17 protein-coding genes and 1 riboswitch are annotated in these 18,123 nt (G+C 67.4%); of the genes, 12 read left to right on the forward strand and 5 right to left on the reverse strand.

Annotated features, from left to right (window positions below; genetic code table 11):
* Positions 1 to 7: 7 nt before the first annotated feature.
* The 10 genes from O3669_RS00395 (at position 8) to O3669_RS00440 (ending at position 12,309) form a co-directional block, all read left to right on the forward strand.
* Positions 8 to 952: a methionyl-tRNA formyltransferase gene (locus O3669_RS00395; protein ID WP_371523201.1), complete on the forward strand. Its 945-nt coding sequence runs from the start codon at positions 8 to 10 to the stop codon at positions 950 to 952.
* Positions 949 to 2,421 (forward strand): transcription antitermination factor NusB, encoded by a 1,473-nt coding sequence (locus tag O3669_RS00400; protein WP_371523202.1) that lies wholly within the window; start codon positions 949 to 951, stop codon positions 2,419 to 2,421. Before O3669_RS00395 ends, O3669_RS00400 begins: the two co-directional genes overlap by 4 nt.
* Positions 2,422 to 2,431: 10 nt before the next feature.
* Positions 2,432 to 3,094, forward strand: a complete 663-nt coding sequence (gene rpe / locus O3669_RS00405; RefSeq protein ID WP_315281742.1) for a ribulose-phosphate 3-epimerase — start codon at positions 2,432 to 2,434, stop codon at positions 3,092 to 3,094.
* A gap of 103 nt (positions 3,095 to 3,197) precedes the next feature.
* Positions 3,198 to 3,327: riboswitch (FMN riboswitch) on the forward strand.
* A 55-nt stretch (positions 3,328 to 3,382) separates the two neighbouring features.
* Positions 3,383 to 4,156 carry an ABC transporter permease gene (locus O3669_RS00410; protein WP_371523203.1) on the forward strand — a complete coding sequence of 258 codons (774 nt, stop codon included), beginning with the start codon at positions 3,383 to 3,385 and terminating at the stop codon, positions 4,154 to 4,156.
* 11 nt (positions 4,157 to 4,167) lie between these two features.
* Positions 4,168 to 5,205: an ABC transporter substrate-binding protein gene (locus tag O3669_RS00415; RefSeq protein WP_371523204.1), complete on the forward strand. Its 1,038-nt coding sequence runs from the start codon at positions 4,168 to 4,170 to the stop codon at positions 5,203 to 5,205.
* A gap of 47 nt (positions 5,206 to 5,252) precedes the next feature.
* Positions 5,253 to 6,182 (forward strand): YafY family protein, encoded by a 930-nt coding sequence (locus O3669_RS00420; RefSeq protein ID WP_295966147.1) that lies wholly within the window; start codon positions 5,253 to 5,255, stop codon positions 6,180 to 6,182.
* A complete protein-coding gene (locus O3669_RS00425) occupies positions 6,175 to 7,110 on the forward strand; it encodes a helix-turn-helix transcriptional regulator (RefSeq protein WP_371523206.1) in 936 nt (311 codons plus the stop codon). The genes O3669_RS00420 and O3669_RS00425 overlap by 8 nt, the downstream gene beginning before the upstream one ends.
* Positions 7,107 to 9,872, forward strand: a complete 2,766-nt coding sequence (locus tag O3669_RS00430; RefSeq protein WP_371523208.1) for a DEAD/DEAH box helicase — start codon at positions 7,107 to 7,109, stop codon at positions 9,870 to 9,872. Before O3669_RS00425 ends, O3669_RS00430 begins: the two co-directional genes overlap by 4 nt.
* 18 nt (positions 9,873 to 9,890) lie before the next feature.
* Positions 9,891 to 11,504, forward strand: coding sequence for an apolipoprotein N-acyltransferase (gene lnt, locus O3669_RS00435; protein ID WP_315281733.1), 1,614 nt, complete (start codon positions 9,891 to 9,893; stop codon positions 11,502 to 11,504).
* 19 nt (positions 11,505 to 11,523) lie between these two features.
* Complete coding sequence (locus tag O3669_RS00440) at positions 11,524 to 12,309, forward strand: polyprenol monophosphomannose synthase (RefSeq protein ID WP_295917302.1); 786 nt, start codon at positions 11,524 to 11,526, stop codon at positions 12,307 to 12,309.
* Here O3669_RS00440 and O3669_RS00445 read toward each other — a convergent pair.
* A complete protein-coding gene (locus O3669_RS00445; protein WP_295917300.1) occupies positions 12,306 to 12,671 on the reverse strand; it encodes an RNA polymerase-binding protein RbpA in 366 nt (121 codons plus the stop codon). The two genes, O3669_RS00440 and O3669_RS00445, sit on opposite strands and share 4 nt — an antisense overlap.
* Before the next feature lie 162 nt (positions 12,672 to 12,833).
* Between O3669_RS00445 and O3669_RS00450 the strand changes: the two genes are divergently transcribed.
* On the forward strand, positions 12,834 to 13,577 hold the full coding sequence (locus O3669_RS00450; RefSeq protein WP_371523210.1) for a phosphatase PAP2 family protein: 744 nt from the start codon (positions 12,834 to 12,836) through the stop codon (positions 13,575 to 13,577).
* A gap of 33 nt (positions 13,578 to 13,610) precedes the next feature.
* A complete protein-coding gene (locus O3669_RS00455; RefSeq protein WP_371523211.1) occupies positions 13,611 to 15,125 on the forward strand; it encodes an Hsp70 family protein in 1,515 nt (504 codons plus the stop codon).
* A 202-nt stretch (positions 15,126 to 15,327) separates the two neighbouring features.
* Here O3669_RS00455 and O3669_RS00460 read toward each other — a convergent pair whose 3' ends face one another.
* From O3669_RS00460 to O3669_RS00475, 4 genes are all read right to left on the reverse strand, one after another.
* Positions 15,328 to 15,882, reverse strand: coding sequence for a MerR family transcriptional regulator (locus O3669_RS00460; protein ID WP_295917295.1), 555 nt, complete (start codon positions 15,880 to 15,882; stop codon positions 15,328 to 15,330).
* Between the two features lie 112 nt (positions 15,883 to 15,994).
* Positions 15,995 to 16,762 carry a MerR family transcriptional regulator gene (locus O3669_RS00465; RefSeq protein WP_295917292.1) on the reverse strand — a complete coding sequence of 256 codons (768 nt, stop codon included), beginning with the start codon at positions 16,760 to 16,762 and terminating at the stop codon, positions 15,995 to 15,997.
* Between the two features lies 1 nt (position 16,763).
* The gene (locus O3669_RS00470; RefSeq protein WP_295917288.1) at positions 16,764 to 17,198 is read right to left on the reverse strand and encodes an FHA domain-containing protein; all 435 of its coding nucleotides are present in this window, start codon (positions 17,196 to 17,198) and stop codon (positions 16,764 to 16,766) included.
* 108 nt (positions 17,199 to 17,306) lie between these two features.
* Entirely contained in the window at positions 17,307 to 18,122 is an 816-nt protein-coding gene (locus O3669_RS00475; protein ID WP_371523213.1) for a DUF881 domain-containing protein, read from the reverse strand.
* Position 18,123: the final 1 nt, after the last annotated feature.

Here is an 18,123-nt window from a genome sequence, read left to right on the forward strand (position 1 = left end):
GGCGCTCGTGCGCATTATTTTCGCTGGAACCCCCGATGCCGCAGTCCCGACGCTGCGTGCCCTGCTCTCTTCCTCCCACGAGGTCGCCCTGGTCATCACCCGACCGCCGGCTCGACGCGGGCGCGGTAAGACGATGTACTCGTCCCCGGTCGCCGAGGTGGCTGCGCAGGCGGGCGTTGACCTCCTGGAGACGACCTCGCTGAAGGATTCCGCGATCGGGCAGCGCATCGAGGCTGTGGGCGCCGATCTGGGCGTCGTCGTCGCCTATGGCGGCCTGGTTCCTCCCTCCGTTTTGGCCATGCCCACCCACGGGTGGGTCAACCTGCACTTTTCCGACCTGCCGCGCTGGCGCGGTGCCGCCCCCGTCCAGTGGGCGATTCGAGAGGGCGACCCCACCACGGCCTCGTGCGTGTTCAACCTGGAAGAGGGCCTCGACACGGGCGACGTGTACTCGCGCGTCGAGGTCGCAATCGGCCACGAGAGCGCCGGTGAGCTGCTCGAATCGATGGCCGAGGCCGGGGCAGGGCAGGTTCTCGGCGTCGTCGATGCGCTTGAGGCAGACTCCGCCCACGCAACCCCGCAGGCCGCTGAGGGCGTGACCCATGCCCGTCGCCTGGCGCACGCGGACGGCTACGTGTCCTTCACGCACGATGCCGCGACCGAGGACCGCGTTATTCGTTCGGTGACGCCCAATCCTGGTGCGTACACGGTGCTGCCCGGTGGGGCGCGCATGAAGCTCGGCGTCGCGACCCCCGTGCAGCGCGACGACCTGGAGCCCGGCCAGCTGGAGGTCACCAAGAAGCAGGTGAGCGTCGGCTGCGCGTCGGGCGCGCTGATTCTCGGCCAGGTCGCGCCCGCGGGTAAGTCCTGGATGGACGCCGCAGCGTGGGCCAGGGGCGCGCGGCCCGACGCCGAGGTGCGCCTCGGCGGACAGACGGAGGAAGAACGATGAGCGAGCGCCGATACTCTGACGGCTACCGCAAGCTGCGCCCGGCCGACGAACCCCGCCGCATCGCCTACGAGGTGCTGCACGAGGTGGCCACCCAGGGCGCCTTCGCGAACATCATCTTGCCCAAGGCGCTGCGTCAGGCCCGCAGGGAGGGCCACTTCAACGACCGAGACGCCGCCTTCACCTCCGAGCTGGTCCACGGCACGCTGCGCGCGATCGGCCGTCTTGACTGGGTGATCTCGCGCCACATCGATCGTCCACTTGCTGATCTCGATCCGCGCGCTCTTGTCATCCTTCGCATGGGCGCCCACCAGCTCCTCGACATGCGCGTCCCCGACCACGCAGCCGTCTCGGCGACGGTGGACGTGGCACGCGAGCACCTGACCGACGGCCCAGTTCGCTTCGTCAACGCCGTCCTGCGCTCCATCACCCGCGAGGAGGACGCCGAACGCGAGGCCGCGATGAACGAGATTGAGGACCCGGACGAGGCCTTGGGTGTGCGCTACTCGCACCCCGCGTGGATGGTTCGCGCATTCCGCCAGGCCCTGGAGGCGCACGGCTACTCCGCCGAGGAGCTCGAGGATGTCCTCGCAGCCGACAACGAGGTCCCCACGGTCACCCTCGTGGCGCGCCCGGGCCTGATGAGCGTCGACGAGCTGGCAGACGAGGCCGAGGATATTCTCGACACCCGCGTCGCCCTCGGAGCCGTCTCCCCGCGCGCTGTCCTGCTGGAGTCGGGCGACCCCGCACGTTTGCCCTCCATCCGCGACGGGCGCTCGGGCGCCCAGGATGAGGGCTCCCAGCTGGCCGCCCTCATCGCCGCCCACGCACCCCTGGACGGGGGAGAGGACGCGCGCTGGCTCGACATGTGCGCGGGCCCGGGCGGTAAGGCGGCGATGCTCGCCGGCCTGGCCGCCGAGTGCGGGGCGCGCGTGACCGCCAACGAGGTGCACCCGCATCGCGCGCGTCTCATCGAGCGCACGACCCGCCAATACGACTCCATCGAGGTCGTCAGCGGCGACGGGCGCACCTTTGGCGGGGGAGGCACCGCGTGGCCCCTGGCATCCTTCGACCGTGTTGTCGTCGACGCCCCCTGCTCGGGTATGGGCTCGATGCGCAGGCGCCCCGAGTCGCGCTGGAACCGTACGCCCGGCGACCTCGAGGAGCTCACCTCGTTGCAGGCGCAGCTGCTGGACCGCGCGGTCGCGCTGACCCGCCCCGGCGGTGTCCTGACCTATATCACCTGTTCCCCGCACGCGGCCGAGACGCGCGACCAGGTGCGACGCCTCCTGGACATAGGCGAGGTGGAGCTTCTTGACACCGTTGCCCTGGCCGACGAGTGCGCGCCCTTCCCACTGGAGATTCCCGACACCGCGGGGCGTCTGACAGGGACGCAGGGACGCACGCTACAGCTGTGGGACCACCGCGTGGGCACCGATCTTATGTTTGTGGCGTGCCTGCGCAAGCGTTAGCATATCCGTTATGAACGCCACAATTAGCCCGTCGATCCTGAACTGCGACATCGCTGACCTGCGCGGAGAGCTCACCAAGATTGCCGGCGCCGACGTCGCCCACGTCGATGTCATGGACAACCATTTCGTCCCCAACCTGTCGTGGGGCCTGCCCGTCGCCGAGGCCGTCGTCACGTCCGGAATCCTACCGGTGGACGCCCACCTCATGATCGAGGACCCGGACCGCTGGGCGCCGCAGTACGCGGAGGTGGGCTGTCACTCGGTGACCTTCCACGCCGAGGCCGCGGCCGCGCCGCTGCGCCTGGCGCGCGAGCTGCATCGCCTGGGTGCGCGCGCGGGCCTGGCACTCAAGCCCGCGACGGACATCGCTCCCTTCGTTGACATCCTCAACGAGTTCGACATGATCCTCATTATGACGGTCGAGCCGGGCTTTGGAGGCCAGTCCTTTATCGAGCAGATGATCCCCAAGATCGAGCGTACGCGCGCAGCCATCAACGCCGCGGGACTCGAGGTGTCGATTCAGGTCGACGGCGGTATTTCTCGCTCGACCATCGAGCGCGCTGCAATGGCTGGCGCCGACAACTTCGTGGCGGGCTCGGCCGTCTTCCGCGCCGAAGACGCCCACCGCGAAGTCGAGATCTTGCGCGAGCTTGCCAACGCGCACACGCACTGAGCGCACAGCGCTACACGCGAGCGGGACGAGGCCACGGCCTCGTCCCGTTCTTAATCCGCGAACACGTGTCGCACCCACAGAGCCCACGTGGCACAATGGGCGGCGAGTACTCCGGGGTCGGTGAAAGTCCGAACCGGCGGTGATAGTCCGCGACCCGCCCTCACAGAACGAGGGTGGCTGAGCCGGTGAAATTCCGGCACCGACGGTTACAGTCCGGATGGGAGGAGTGCATGAGGCGCACCCGTGCGCCTACTGTGCTGCGCGTACCCCGGTGTCGGAAAGTTCGTCGTGGCATCTCGGAACAAGCCCCGCGGCACTCTCGCCGTGGCAGCACCGATCATTTTCCTCGCCCTGTTGCTGGCGGGGTGGTGGCTCTCGACGACGCTGACCGGCATCGAAGCCTGGCGTCTGCCAAACCCCCAGTCCGTCGTCTCCAAAGCACAGGTGCTTCTCGGACTGCCGACGACGTGGGAGAGGGTGCGGATCACAGGCGCCGAGGCCGTCGCAGGGTGCCTGCTTGGCTCAAGCGTCGCGCTTCCATCGGCCTACGCGATCTACCGATCGCGCCTGCTGGCCGCCGCGGTCGAGCCTTTCCTCGGTGCGACGCAGGCGTTGCCCGCTATCGCTATCGCTCCCATCCTGGTCCTGTGGGTTGGCTACGGCTTCGTCGCCATCGTGGTCCTGTGCGCCCTCATAGTCTTTTTCCCAATCCTCGTCTCCACGGTCGTCGGCCTGCGTCACATCGATCGTGACCTGCTGGAGGCCGCCTCCCTGGATGGGGCCACCGGGTGGACGATGGCCTGGCACATGGAGCTTCCCCTCGCCGCGCCCGCCATTTTGGGCGGCCTGCGCAATGGCTTCGCGTTGTCCGTCACCGGCGCCGTCGTGGGGGAGATGGTCATGGGCGGAACCGGGCTCGGGCAGGTACTCACTCAAATGAGAAACAACGTCGACACCGCCGGCATGTTCGTCATCATCATCATTTTGTGCACGATGGCGACGCTGTTGTACACGATCGTGTACAGGGTTGAACGGTCCAAGCGTTACGACATCACGCAGTGAAGGAGAATCCCATGAACGTGTCCCAGTCTCTTCGCGTCCTCGCGCTCGGCGCGTGCGCCTCGCTGGCCCTGACGGCCTGCGCCGGCGGGGCAGCCACCCAGTCGGGTTCCAAGGACGGCTCTCACGTCACGATCGGCCTGACCTACATCCCGAATGTCCAGTTCGCGCCCGTGTACGTAGCCGATGCGCAGGGCACATACAACGACGCGGGCATCAGCGCCACCATCCGTCACCACGGTTCGCACGAGGGCTTCTTTACGGCGCTGCTGGCCGGGGAGGAAGACGTCGTGATCGCCTCCGGTGACGAGGCCGCGGTGGCCGCCTCGCAGGGCCTGGACATCGTCTCGATCGGCCAGTACTACGCCACCTACCCGGGCACGGTTATCGTGCCCGAGAGTTCGGATATCACGACGCTGGCTGACCTGAAGGGCAAGACGGTTGGCATCCCCGGTGAGCACGGCGCGAACTACTACGCGACCCGATCGGCCATGCAGAGCGCGGGCCTGGCCGAGGCCGACGTGACGATTGCGCCGATCGGCTACACGCAGCAGGCAGCGATCGCCTCGGGCCAGGTCGACGCGGTTGTCGGTTTCACCAACAATGACGCGGTGCAGATGCGCCTGGCTGGCCTGGAGATTCGCGAGATTGCGTTGGATCCCTCGACGCCGCTCGTGAGCGCTTCGATTATTACGACGCACAAGTGGGCCGAGGAGCATCCGGAGCAGGCGCGCGCCGTCGTCAAGGCCACGACCGATGCCATGAACGCGATCGCCGCGGACCCGCAGATCGCCATCGACGCCACGAAGAAGTGGGATGACTCGCTGGTGAGCGAGGACTCGCTGGCGGCCGCGAACGCGGTGCTGGCCGCGACCGTGCCGCTGTGGGTGGGCGAGAGTGGTCAGGCGAGCGGCGCGCAGGACCTGAACAAGTGGGCTCAGATGGTCACCTTCCTGGGCACGCTCGGCGAGCTTGAGGGCAGCGTGGATCCCGCAATGATCGCGACGAATGACTACGTGACGCAGGGCGAGGCACAGTCCTCTGCTTCCTGACGGTGAGCCGCGACAGGGACGCGCGCGTTTGGACGTAGGGTAGGCGGGTGAGTACCGCCCCTTCCGCCAACGTGCGCGTCCTTGAGCTTTTCGTCGAGCTCCTGGGCGCGCGGCCGGGACGCACCAAGGCGCAGTTGCGCTCTCTTCCCGGTTACCGAGGCCTCGCCGACGAGGCCTTTGAGACCCAGTTTCAGCGCGACAAGGATGCGCTGCGCGACGCCGGCGTTCACCTGAGCGTGGGGCGCAGCGAACGCTACGCCATCGACAGGGATTCTTTCGCCCCGGACATCGAGGTCACCAGCGTGGATCGCGTGCTGCTCTCGCTGGCGGCGCGCGCGTGGGACCGCAACGATGTCCTGGCTGATTCGATCGACGCCAAGGCGGCGGCTGCGTCCGAGGAGGATATCTCTGCGCCGGTCATTCGCCTGGGGCTCTCTGGCCTGGAGGCTGCGACGTCGTTTGCGCGTGCGATCCGCGAGCGCCGCGTCGTCAGCTTTGAGTATCCGGGGTCGGGGGAGTTGACGTTGCGCGCGGTCGAGCCGTGGGCGCTGACCGTCCAGGGGCGTGCGCTGTACCTGTGGGGCTGGGACTTGGATCGTGAGGCCGAGCGCACGTTCCGTGTCTCGCGCGTGCGTTCGCAGGTGGAGTTCCTGGGGGAGGCCGGCGATGCGTCGGTCGCGCCGAGCAGCGCTGTCCCGCGGGTGTCCTCGTTGGTGTCGCCGCTCGTTGAGGTCCGCTGCGACAGCGCGGCGCGCGCTCTCCTGCTCGGGTACGAGGCCTTGGCGCAGCCCGGTGATGAGTGGGCCGCGCGGCAGGGCTGGGAGTCTATGGCGTTGGAGGATGGCGAAGTGGGAACGTGGATTGCGCGTTTGCTGCCGCTGGCCGCCGACGTCGTCGTCGTGGCTCCCCCGACTCTGCGCGACGCGATGCTGGAGCGTCTGCGCATCGCTGGTGCGTGGGGAGGACACGATGCCTGAGAACGTGTCCCTGGCCTTTGTCCGTCTCTCCTCGATGGTCGCGTGGATCGCCGACCATCCGGGCGTGCACGTCGATGAGATTTGCTCGCACTTTGGTCGCACGCGCCGCCAGGTGCGCCGCGACATCGAGTACTTGGCGTCGGTGGGCGATTCCCTGCCGGGGCAATCCTTCGAGGTGGACTGGGCGCTCTTCGAGGAGGAGTCGCGCGTGTCGCTGCGCGCGACGCTGGGTGCGGGCGCACCCCTGCGCTTGTCGGAGGTGGAGGCACAGGCCTTGCTGATCGGGCTGTCGGCGATTGCCCCGTTCCTAGCGCCGGACGTGGCCGCTCACCTGCCCCATGCCGCCCTCGTCGTCTCCGCCCTGGGTGGGCTCGGGGATGCCGACGCCCAAGGAGGCATCGATGCCTCCCCAGCCCTGGCCTCGTCGCTTCCCGTGGAGGCGCTGCGCGACGCCCTGGCACGCAAGCAGCGTGTGTCTTTCGACTACGTGTCCTCGCGCGGACAGTCCTCGCACCGCGTCGTCGATCCGTGGTCGTTGGACGCGAGCGCGACCGGCTGGCTGCTGCGCGGGTGGTGCACGGCGGCGCAGGGACCGCGTACCTTCGCGCTCTCCTCGATGTCGAACCTTGGCGTGGTCGGCGCGCGCGTGCAGGAACCGCGCCGCGTACGCGACGACGCGCCCACGTGGACCCTCGACGTCGACCGGCCCGCTCGGTGGATCGCCGACGAGTACGGCGGGCACATCGATGGGGAGCTTGAGGACGGGGGAGCGCGCATCACCTTGCCCGTGTGGAACGAGGAGTGGGGGCTGAGCCTGCTCACCGACATCGCCGCCCACCTGCGCGACGTCTCGCCCGATCGGCGAGCCGAGGCGGGGCAGCGCGCACGCGCCATCGTGGCCGTATGGACCCAGGAGGATCAACCGTGAGCCCGAAACGACGCCGACACCGCGAGCGCGTCACCGACCCCTCGGCTTCCCAGGAACGCACGAGCGTGGGCGAGGGTAGTGCCGCCCAGCGATACGCGGCCTTCCGGGAACACGCGCGGGCGGCCTCGTCCCTGCGCGGACGCTGGGTCGCGGGGCTGAGCTTTACCCCCGACCCCTTCCAGATCGACGCGCTCGACGCCGTCGAGGCCGGCAACTCCGTCCTGGTCGCGGCGCCCACGGGCGCGGGCAAGACGATCGTCGGCCAATTCGGTGCCTACGTGGCGCTTGAGCGCGGCATGCGCGCCTTCTACACGACGCCCATTAAGGCGCTGTCGAACCAGAAATACCTGGAGCTGTGCGAGCTCTACGGGGCGGACAACGTCGGCCTGGCCACCGGCGACACGTCGATTAACCCCAAGGCCCCCGTCGTCGTCATGACGACCGAGGTGGCGCGCAACATGATCTACGCCGGTGTGTCCCTGGATGACTTGGGAGTCGTCGTCCTGGACGAGGTGCACTATCTGGCCGATAAGATGCGCGGGCCCGTGTGGGAGGAAGTGATCATCCACCTGCCCGCTCACGTGTCGATCATCGCTCTGTCGGCGACCGTGTCCAACGCCGAGGAGTTTGGCGCGTGGATCCGCGAGGTTCGCTCCTCGTGCGAGATCATCGTCTCCGAGCGCCGTCCGGTTCCCCTCTACCAGCACATGATCGTGGGGGAGGAGATCTTCGACCTGTACGCGCCCACCGGCAAGCGCAAGCTGAACCCCGAGCTGGTGGCCGCCACGAACGACTCGGGGATGCGGGGTGGGCGCGGCTCGCGCTCGTGGAACCGACCCGTGCGCGTGCGCCGCGAGTCGCGTCCCTCCACGCTCATCTCGCTGGATCGGGCCCACCTGCTCCCGGCGATCACGTTTATCTTTTCGCGCGCCGGGTGCGAGGACGCCGTGCGCCAGGTGCTGCTCACCCGCATCACGCTCACGACGCGCTCGGAGGCGGCCGCAATCGAGCGCTACGTCGACGAGGTCATCGCGCTGATCGCCCCCGAGGATGCGGTCGTGCTCGGGGTTGACGCGTGGAAGCACGGGCTGATGCGTGGCATCGCCGCCCACCACGCGGGCATGCTGCCCCTCATGAAGGAGGCCGTTGAGCATCTGTTTTCCGAGGGCCTGGTGAAGATGGTGTACGCGACCGAGACGCTGGCGCTGGGCATCAACATGCCCGCGCGCACCGTCGTCATCGAGTCGCTGACCAAGTGGAACGGCTCGGCCCACGTCTCGCTCTCGGCCGGCGAATACACGCAGCTGTCGGGGCGCGCGGGGCGTCGCGGCATCGACACGGAGGGTCACGCGGTGGTCTCCCACCGCGGGGGAGTGGCGCCCGAGGAGGTCGCTGCCCTGGCGTCCAAGCGCACCTATCCGCTCATCTCCGCCTTCACGCCGACCTACAACATGGTCGTCAACCTGCTGGCCCGCTCCACGCGCACGCAGACCCGCAAGGTCCTCGAGTCTTCCTTCGCGCAGTTCCAGGCCGACTCCGCCGTGGTCACCCTCGCCACGCGCCTGAGCGAGCTCGAGGCTGCGCAGCGCCTGGCCGGCGACGATCTGACCTGTTCGTCGGGCGACGTCGGCGAGTACCTCATGCTGCGCGATCGTATCGGCCAGGCGGAAAAGTCGGGTGCGCGCGCCCGTAAGCGCGAGACCCGCGAGGAGTCGCGACGGGTCCTGTCGCAGGTGCGCACGGGCGACGTCCTGGCACTGACACGCGGACGCAAGCTGCGCCTGTGCGTCGTCGGGGCGAAGGCCACCACGGCCTCGGGACGAGTCGAGGTCTCGGTCATCTCCGAGGACGCCACGTGGCGGGCGCTGGCCCCCGAGGATGTGCGCGGCGGCATCGCGGTCGTGGGCCACATGGCGATTCCCGGCGGCTCGGCGCTGCGCCGCACGAAGGAACGCACGCGCATCGCTGGTGAACTGCGCTCTGGCAGCGCGAAAGGCCGCTTCCCGCTGCCCGAAGGCGCCGAGGAGCAATCGGACACGATCGGGGAGCTGCGCGCAGCGATGCGCGCTCACCCGGTGCATCGGTGCCCCCACCGCGAGAACCACGCGCGCGCCGGCGCCCAGTGGGCCCGGATCAGCCGTGAGATCGAGGCCCTGCGCCGCTCCATCGATTCCCAGACCGGATCGGTCGCCGCCCACTTCGACCGCGTGTGCGCGGTGCTGGAGCGCCTCGGTTTTCTGGACGGCGACCGGGTGACAGCGTCGGGGGAGAGGTTGCGTCGCATTTTCGGCGAGCGTGACCTGGTGATCGCCATGTCGATCAACGAGGGCGCGTGGAACGACCTAGACGAGGCCGAGCTGGCCTCGATGGTCTCGGCCCTGGTCTACGATTCGCGCAGCGACGACGACGCCAACGAGCTGGCGCCCACCGGCGTGGGTATTCGCCTGCGCACGGCGTGGGAGGAGTGCGTGGGCACCCTCGCGCGGGTGCACCGTGTGGAGAAGCAGTGCGGGTGTGATCCCACGCCCTCCCTAGACGCGGGCCTCATGTCTGCGACCCTGGCGTGGGCGCACGGATCGACACTGGCCACCGCGATCGACGGGGCGGATATCCAGGCCGGTGACTTTGTGCGCTGGATGCGTCAGGTGATGGACTGCCTCGGTCAGATTGCCTCCGCCGCGCCCACGAGTGATCTCGCTCGTCGGGCCGAGGCCGCCAAGGACCGCATCGGTCGGGGTATTGTGGCCTGGTCCACCATCTAACTGTCCAGGGAGGTACGCATGGGGTATCGGGAGGTCTTGCAGCGAGTGTCTCTCGCGCACGTGTGCGGAGACGCGTTGATTGGGGCCTCCGCTGGCCTAGCCCTGTACTCCGCCTTTCCGCCACTGGGCTGGTGGTGGATGACGATCCCCGCGCTGGCCTTGTTCATCTCACGCATTGACGAGGCCCGGGCTCCTCGTGCGCTGACCGTGACGATGTGCTTCGGCATGAGCATGTGGCTTCCCCTCATCGACTGGGTTCCCATGGCCGTGGGCATGAAGCCGGCGTGGTTCGTGCTGGCCCTGGCACAGACGCTGTTCCTGTGCGGCTGGGTGCTCTTCACGCGCTGGACGCAGCTGTGGTCCTGGGCGCGCGGCCCTCTCATGCAGGCTCTCCTGTACGCGATCACGTGGGCGGGCGTGGACGCCGCGCGTTCACGCTGGCCGTGGTCGGGCTTCCCCTGGGGTTCCGTCGCGCTGCCGCAGGTCGATTCTCCGCTCGGGCACCTGGCTCCCTACGGCGGCACGACCGTCGTGACGGCCGCGGTCGTGTTCCTGGCGGTGCTCACGCGGCGCATGTTCGCCTATCGCGACGCTGCTGTGCGCCGTGAACACTGGTTCTCTCGGCCCCTCCTGGCGATCCTCGTGTTGGCGGGGGTCATCGCGCCCCTGGCGATCCCCCTGTCGAACAAGGCCGAAGAAGGAACCCTGCGCGTCGGCGTCGTTCAGGGCGACATCGCGTTGCCCGGGACGCGGGCGTACAGTCATCCGGGTGAGGTGACGGGCAACAACCTGCGCGCCTCCCGGACGCTCGCGGCCGATCCCGCGCTCGTCGACAAGCCGATCGACGTGGCCCTGTGGGGCGAGGGCTCGGTGGACCGAGACCCGGTCCTGTTCGGCGACATTGGTGCTCTCGTTGACGAGGCCTCGGTCGCCCTGGATGCGCCCATCCTCATCGGCTACACGAACCTGAACGAGCGCGATCGGGTCAAGAACTGGCTGGCCCTGTGGCGCCCGGGCGTCGGCGTGGACGAGCAGGCGCGCTATTCCAAGCACGTGCCCGTGCCTTTCGGCGAGTTCATTCCCTTCCGCGAGCTCGTCTCTTCCTTTGCCACCCAAGCGGCTCAGGCCGCCAAGGACATGGAGGCCGGTGACGAAATCCCGCTCATGAGCGTCCCCGCCCGCGACGGGCGCCTCGTGCCCGTGGCCGTGGGCATTTGCTTTGAGGGTGCCTACCCCTCGGTGATCGGTGAGGGCGTGGCCGCCGGCGGGCAGATGATCGTGACGCCGTCGAACAACTATCACTTCCGATCCTCGGGCGAGTCCGCCCAGCAGGGACAGCTCCTGCGCATGCGTGCGATGGAGTATTCGCGCAGTGCCGTCCAGTCCTCCACGACCGGACACTCCTACGTGATTCGTCCCGACGGCTCCGTGCTCGCGTCCACGGATACCGAGTCCGTGGCTACCTTGGTGGCCGATGTGCCGCTGCGCTCGTCGCTGACGCTGACCGCTCGGGCGGGGGAGCGGATTCCCCTGGCATGTATGGGGCTCAGCCTCGTGATCGGCCTGGCGGGCACGGTCACGGCGATCCGCTGGCGCGTCGCGGAGCGTGCAGCACGTGCGACCACTCGTTAAAAGAGGCAGAATGTGACTCATGACTACCGCGCAGCGTCTTGCTCCCTCGCCTCAGGGCGACCACACCCTGATCGTGATCCCCACCTACAACGAGATGGCGACGCTGCCGACGATCCTGGAGCAGATCTGGGCACACGTCCCGGCCGCGCACATCCTCATCGTGGATGATTCCTCGCCGGATGGGACGGGGGAGTGGGTCGACCAGCGCCGCGCGGGCGAGGAACGTCTGTTCGTCCTGCATCGCGCCGCCAAGTCCGGCCTTGCGACCGCGTACGTCGACGGCATGGGCTGGGGCATCGACCACGGCTACCCGTTTATCGTGCAGATGGACGCCGACGGCTCGCACCGCCCGGTCGACCTGCCCAAGCTGCTGGCCCGCATGGGTGGGCCCGATCAGCCCGATCTCGTCATCGGGTCGCGCTGGGTGCGCGGCGGGCAGGTCAACGGCTGGTCCGCCAAGCGCGTCGCCCTGTCAAAGGCGGGCAATTATTATGTCCGTTTTTGTCTGGGGACCCCCGTGCGCGACGCAACGGCGGGGCTGCGGGTTCACCGCGCGTCCTTCCTGGCCACTCGCGGCGTGCTCGGCAAGGTGGCGACCACCGGCTTTGGCTTCCAGGTGGAGATGACCGAGCTGGAGCGCAGCCTGGGCGCAACCATCGCCGAGGTGCCCATTACTTTCGATGAGCGCCTGGCGGGAGAATCCAAGCTCGACTCGTCGATTTTCGTCGAGGAGCTGGCAATGGTCACAAAAGGCGGCCTGAGCCGTCTGGCCCAGGCCGCGTGCGCGCCGTTTCGCAGGGGTTAGCCCTTGCGGTAGGAACCCTCGGGGCGCAGACGGCCCTCGCGGTAGGCGGTGAGCTGCTCGGTCAGGACGACCTCGAGCTCCTCAATGGAGCGGCGCTCCAGCAGCATGTCCCAGTGCGTGCGCTGAGGCTTGACGGGCTTGTTGTCCTCGTCCTCCTCGGTCTCGCCAATCAGCTCGGCGGTCTGGCCGCACTTGCATTCCCAGGTCGCCGGGGCGGTGGCTTCGCTGGAGAGGGTGACCTCAAACTCGTGTCCGTTGGGGCACGCGTAACGAACGTTGAAACGATCGGCAAAAACGACGCCGTCCTCGGATTCGAGGGACTTGGCGCCGATCTGCATGCCACGCAGTGCGCGGTCTGCCATAACAGCCTCCTGGACGTAGATAAGAAACGCATCCATTCTATCGGACGCGTCAAGCGGAGCGATGCTCGGCCCCTTCTCAGGACACCACTTCGATCCGATAATGTACATTATGTCCGTTTTGCTCCCCTGGCGGGCCCCCGACCACGCGCTACAGTTACGACCATGACAACGGACCATCCGACACAGCGCCAGACGAGACACCCGATTCGCGAGGTCGTCGTCCTGGGCCTCGCCTGCCTGTCTTACTCGATCCTGTCCTTCCTGGCGCGCGCCAGCGAAACGGTTGCCATCGGCCACGCGCATGACGTTGTGACTGTCGAGCGCAGCCTCGGCTTCCACTTCGAGCCGTCCGTCAATGCGTGGCTGGCCACCCATCCGACGCTCGCGTCACTGGCCTCCATGCAGTACGCGGCAACTTTCCTGCTGTTTACCGGCCTCGCCCTGCTCGCGCTGTGGATCAAATCGCCCCAGTACTACGCGCGGGCGCGCTGGACGCTCGTCATCATGACGGCTGGTGCGCTCGTTACCTACTGGACGTACCCACTCGCTCCCCCGCGCCTCGTCCCAGGCCTCGGCATCACCGACGCCGTCGCACAGCACACCTCCGCCTATTCCCAGCTGTTTGGAACCCTCGCCAACCCCTACGGAGCCATGCCCTCCATGCATACGGGATGGTCGGTGTGGGTCGCCGTCATGCTCGGAACGTACGTCTGGCGCTCATGGTGGGCGCGTCTCACACTAGCCCTCCATCCAACTCTGACCATCGTGACAATTGTCGCAACAGGTAACCATTATGTGGTTGATGCCATTGCTGGAATCACGTATTTCCTGGTGGCATGGCTCTCTGTCACACTTATTCGTCGGACATTACTGAAAAACGTGCGAAGCACCGGCGAGACGTCCTAGGAGTGGCGGGAAATGCGCGATAGGGTTGGTGCTATGAGACTTGGAGTAGATTTTGGCACCACCACAACCGCGATCGCTATTGTTGATCGGGGGAACTATCCAATCGTCTCCTTCGTCAACAATCGAGAGGACACCGTCGACTTCATTCCGTCGGTCCTCGCCCTGGACGGCGACCGCCTGATCTACGGCTTTGACGCCGAGGACGCGGCACGTGAGGGCGCTCCCCACCTGCGCTCCTTCAAGCGGCTGTTGTCGGATCCTTCGGTGACCGACACGTCCACGCTGCGCCTGGGAAACCACAGCATCTCCGTACTCGACGCTCTGACCGGCTTCCTGACCTACGTCGCCCACCAGCTGCGCACGAACTCCTCCGTGGCTTCCCTCCCCGCTTCCGAAAAGCTCGAGGCCCTCGTCGGCATTCCCGCGCACGCGTGGTCCGCACAGCGATTCCTGACCCTGGAGGCCTTCCGCCGCGCGGGCTGGGATGTCCTGGCGATGGTCAACGAGCCCTCTGCCGCAGGTTTTGAGTACACGCACCGCCACGCGGGCACCCTGAACTCCAAGCGCACGGCGATCCTCGTCTACGACCTGGGCGGCGGCACGTTCGATGCATCGATCGTCTCCGCGACGGGCACGCTGCACGAGGTCCTGGGTTCGCGCGGCCTGAACCTGGTCGGCGGCGACGACTTCGACGTGATCCTTGCGACCCGCCTCGCGGCGGCGGCTGGCACCGACTCTGGTCTGCTCGGCGACGAGGCCTGGGAGCGCCTCATCGAGGACGCTCGCAGCGCTAAGGAGGCGCTGACTCCCTCCACGAAGTTCATCACCGTGCCCGTCGACGGCGAGCCCACGACGATCACCGTTGCCGAGTTCTACGAGGACGCAACGGCTCTCGTCAACGCCACCATGGACGCCATGGAGCCCCTGCTCGTGCCGGGCGCTTCCGGCGTCGGACAGCTCGGCGGCGATATCGCGGGCCTGTACGTCGTGGGTGGCGGCTCGCAGCTTCCCCTCGTCGCCCGTATTCTGCGCGCCCGCTTCGGCCGACGCGTGCACCGCTCGCCCCATACGGCTGCCTCGACCGCGATTGGCCTGGCCATCGGAGCTGACCCGGAGGCCGCGTACACGGTGCGCGAGCAGCTCTCGCGCGGCGTCGGCGTTTTCCGTGAGCGCGATGCCGGTTCGTTCATCTCCTTCGACACGCTGCTCGAGCCCAACACCGAGCTGGCTCCGGGTGAGACCCTGACGATCAAGCGCTGCTACCGCGCCGCCCACAACATCGGCTACTTCCGTTTCGTCGAGTACTCGTCCTTCGATGAGTCCTGGGTTCCTCGCGGCGACCTGCAGCCCTACGGTGAGATCATCTTCCCCTTCGACCAGAACCTGCGCCGCAGCGACGTCGACCTGGCGTCTGTGCCGGTCGTGCGTACGGAAGAGGGTCCGCTCATCGAGGAGTCCTACATCGTTGACGAGAACGGCATGGTCACCGTCGAGATCACTGACCTGGACACCGCGTACAGGATCCGCCGTCCGCTCGGCCGCAAGTAAGGGACCTCTCCCCCACCTTGATGACGATAAGGCTGTGGGCCAGGCGTAGCGCCTGGCCCACAGCCTTAGGTGCTTTCGGGGTGAGCGATGTCCTGATCACTCACGGAATCGCTGGCGCCAAACATCGCGAGAAGCCTGATGAGACCCGTCGCTGATAGCATCATGCCCGAGCCGTGCGGCTCGGGCATGAGTGGCGTAGGTTTTAGGAGGCGGTGCGCTTGACGTGGCGACGAACAGCCAGATCGTCGACGTAGGAGCGATCATCGGGACGCTCGAGCGGCAGCTCGGCGAGGGAACACTCAACTTCGCGCCACACGCGGCCCACGGCGATGCCGAAGACGCCCTGACCGCCCTGTAGAAGATCGATGACCTCATCGGTGGAGGTGCACTCGTAGACGGAGGCCCCGTCGCTCATGAGGGTGATCGACGCCAGGTCATCCACTCCCCTGTTTTGCAGCGAGCCGACGGCCACGCGCACCTGCTGGAGGGACACGCCCGCGTCGAGCAGCTTCTTGACGACCTTGAGGACCAGAATGTCCCGGAAGGAGTACAGGCGCTGGGAGCCCGATCCGCGCGCGGCGCGGATCGACGGCTGCAAAAGCCCCGTGCGCGCCCAGTAATCGAGCTGGCGATACGTAATGCCAGCGGCGCTACACGCGATAGGTCCGCGATAGCCGACCTCGTCTGTTTCGATGCCCTCAAGCGGGTCGCCGAAAAGCATGCCTTGCCGAGATGCGGCGTTGGCTTCTGCGCTCACTGTGGGGCTCCTTGACGATTGTGTGGGATGAAAACAGGACTACGTTAGAGCACTAATGCCAGGTGGTCAACGACCGCCCCGGCGCGTCCAACCCTCAGGTTGAAGATGAGGGTTAGACTCCCTCGTCGGACAGTGCCGAAATGGCCACCGTCAGCAGGTCTCGATGCAGCTCGGCGAACAGTTCGCCCAGCTCGACCGCGCGTGCGCGCGCCCTCTCACGGTCCGCGCCACGGCCTCGTCCCCTCTGGGAGGACACCGTCTGATCAATGATATCCGCGCTGCGTTCTGCGCCCTGACGTACCGCGCGCAGGACGCGCACGTCGACGCCTGCGCACTCCAAGCGCGCGATGGCAGACACCGCCTGCACGCAGCGCGCCGGGAAGTATCCCGCCATGTCCGGCGTGATGAGGCCCAAGCGGGAGTAGCGTTCGAGCGCGTCGTTGTCCACGCCCGTCAGGTCGGCCAGATCGGAAGCGGGAATCGCCCGGCGACCACCCAGAGACACGGTCTGCCCCTCGGAGGACACCATCTGGGCGACACGGCGGCGCGAGGGCGTGTGCCCCGCGTCGAGGGCATCCAGCTGCGAGCGAATCACACTTAGCGGCGTGAAAGAATCACGCTGCTCCGCCAGGACGTAGCGCAGGCGCGCCACGTCCGCCGCGGAATACTTGCGGTAGCCCGCCCCCGTGCGCGCGGGGTTCACGAGCCCCTCGCTCTCCAGGTAGCGGATCTTCGACAGGGAAATCGCCGGGAACTCTTCCTTCAGTTCCTCAACGACGCGCCCAATCGACAGCTCGGGGCAGTGATCGGCGTCGTGAGGCCACGACGTCGCGCCCGATTGCGGGCGCGCGTCGCGGATACGAGCAGCCGATCCCGTCACGTCAGGCCTGCTTGGTCGACGGCTGGTAGGTCAGGCGGTACTTGCCGATCTGAACCTCATCGCCCGCGCGCAGCTGGACGGAGTCGACGCGCTCACGGTTGACGTACGTGCCGTTGAGCGAACCGGAGTCGCGCACGATGTGGCCACCGTTTGCGGCGATGAACTGGCAGTGCTTACGCGAGACGGTGACGTCGTCCAGGAAAATGTCGGCCCTGGGCGAGCGACCCGCGTTGGTCACCTCGGGATCCAGGAGGAAACGAGCTCCGGTGTTGGGGCCGCGCTGAACGATCAGCAGGGCCGAGCCAGCGGGCAGAGCCTCGACAGCCTCACGGTCGCGAGCAGACAGGGCAACCGGAGCCTCCTCAACGTCATCCGTGAAAGGCATCACGCCGAAAACGGACGTTGCTGTGGGGTCGAAAGGCTGGTTGTCAGACATAGTGCGCTCCAAAAGATCTCATAACGGGACTGTCATATAAGTGTAAACGTTCACCATGCCGCAGGCGCGGGCACGGCGACCTCCCACTTCATTATAAGTCCCGGTCGTTTATTCGTAGGTCGCGTATTGTGCGGGACGCGGGGTGGCGAGGGAGTTGATAGTCACGTCGTCCGTCTGGCTGATCGTGACGGTGGCTCCCTTGGCACGCATCTGTGAGGCCGAGCCGGCCTGAATTTCCAGAGCCGTGGAGATGGTCTGGGAGTCGCCGATGACGGTCCACGTGTAGGGCGCCGAGATGGGGATGCCGTCAACCACGATCGCTCCGGCCTGGCCCGTGAACGCCGAGCGGGTCGTGAGCCGCACGCCGTTCAAGTCGATGGCTTCGGCCCCGGCGTTGCGCAGCTCCCCCAGCGTCATCACGAACTGGGTGGGGCTCAGGTTCGAGCCCGGATCCACGACCGTCACGCTCACCCCGGGGCCGTGAACCGCGACCGTGCCGGCGGCGATCTGCGCTTGCAGGGCGGCCTTGGCCGAGGCCTGCTCGCGCGCGTCGGCCTCGCTGGCGGCGCTTTGCAGGTTAGCCAGTTCCTCGGAGAGCTCGCCGCGCCGGCCCCTCAGGTTCTGTTCCTGGGTTCCCAGCTCGTCGAGCAGGGTCACGAGGTCCTGTTCGGAGAGCCCTTCGAGAGGATCGGAGCGCTGGGCGCGCACCTGCGTGGCCAGGGCGAATCCCAGGATCATGAAGATGATGAGAATAACGACGTGCAGGCCACGGGGAAGCGCGAAGAAAGCTCCCCGGGCGCGCGCCCAGAGCCGAGGCCCGCTGTGCGCCTCGCGGTGAGCGGCCCGTGTGGGTGCGCCCTGACCGGCACGCTTGGTCGGCTCAGCCTCTGTTGCTGCGCCCGTAGGGGGTGTCTGATCGCTCATG

This window comes from Pauljensenia sp. 20925_1_34 (assembly GCF_041432775.1).
Lineage (GTDB): Bacteria > Actinomycetota > Actinomycetes > Actinomycetales > Actinomycetaceae > Pauljensenia.

Excerpts from the sequence above, each read along its gene's own strand:
- O3669_RS00445 (WP_295917300.1), bottom strand. The coding sequence starts at position 12,671 with ATGGCAGACCGCGCACTGCGTGGCATGCAGATCGGCGCCAAGTCCCTC.
- rpe (WP_315281742.1), top strand. The coding sequence starts at position 2,432 with ATGAACGCCACAATTAGCCCGTCGATCCTGAACTGCGACATCGCTGAC.
- O3669_RS00415 (WP_371523204.1), top strand. The coding sequence starts at position 4,168 with ATGAACGTGTCCCAGTCTCTTCGCGTCCTCGCGCTCGGCGCGTGCGCC.
- O3669_RS00400 (WP_371523202.1), top strand. The coding sequence starts at position 949 with ATGAGCGAGCGCCGATACTCTGACGGCTACCGCAAGCTGCGCCCGGCC.
- O3669_RS00450 (WP_371523210.1), top strand. The coding sequence starts at position 12,834 with ATGACAACGGACCATCCGACACAGCGCCAGACGAGACACCCGATTCGC.
- O3669_RS00440 (WP_295917302.1), top strand. The coding sequence starts at position 11,524 with ATGACTACCGCGCAGCGTCTTGCTCCCTCGCCTCAGGGCGACCACACC.
- O3669_RS00475 (WP_371523213.1), bottom strand. The coding sequence starts at position 18,122 with ATGAGCGATCAGACACCCCCTACGGGCGCAGCAACAGAGGCTGAGCCG.
- lnt (WP_315281733.1), top strand. The coding sequence starts at position 9,891 with ATGGGGTATCGGGAGGTCTTGCAGCGAGTGTCTCTCGCGCACGTGTGC.
- O3669_RS00455 (WP_371523211.1), top strand. The coding sequence starts at position 13,611 with ATGAGACTTGGAGTAGATTTTGGCACCACCACAACCGCGATCGCTATT.
- O3669_RS00425 (WP_371523206.1), top strand. The coding sequence starts at position 6,175 with ATGCCTGAGAACGTGTCCCTGGCCTTTGTCCGTCTCTCCTCGATGGTC.
- O3669_RS00470 (WP_295917288.1), bottom strand. The coding sequence starts at position 17,198 with ATGTCTGACAACCAGCCTTTCGACCCCACAGCAACGTCCGTTTTCGGC.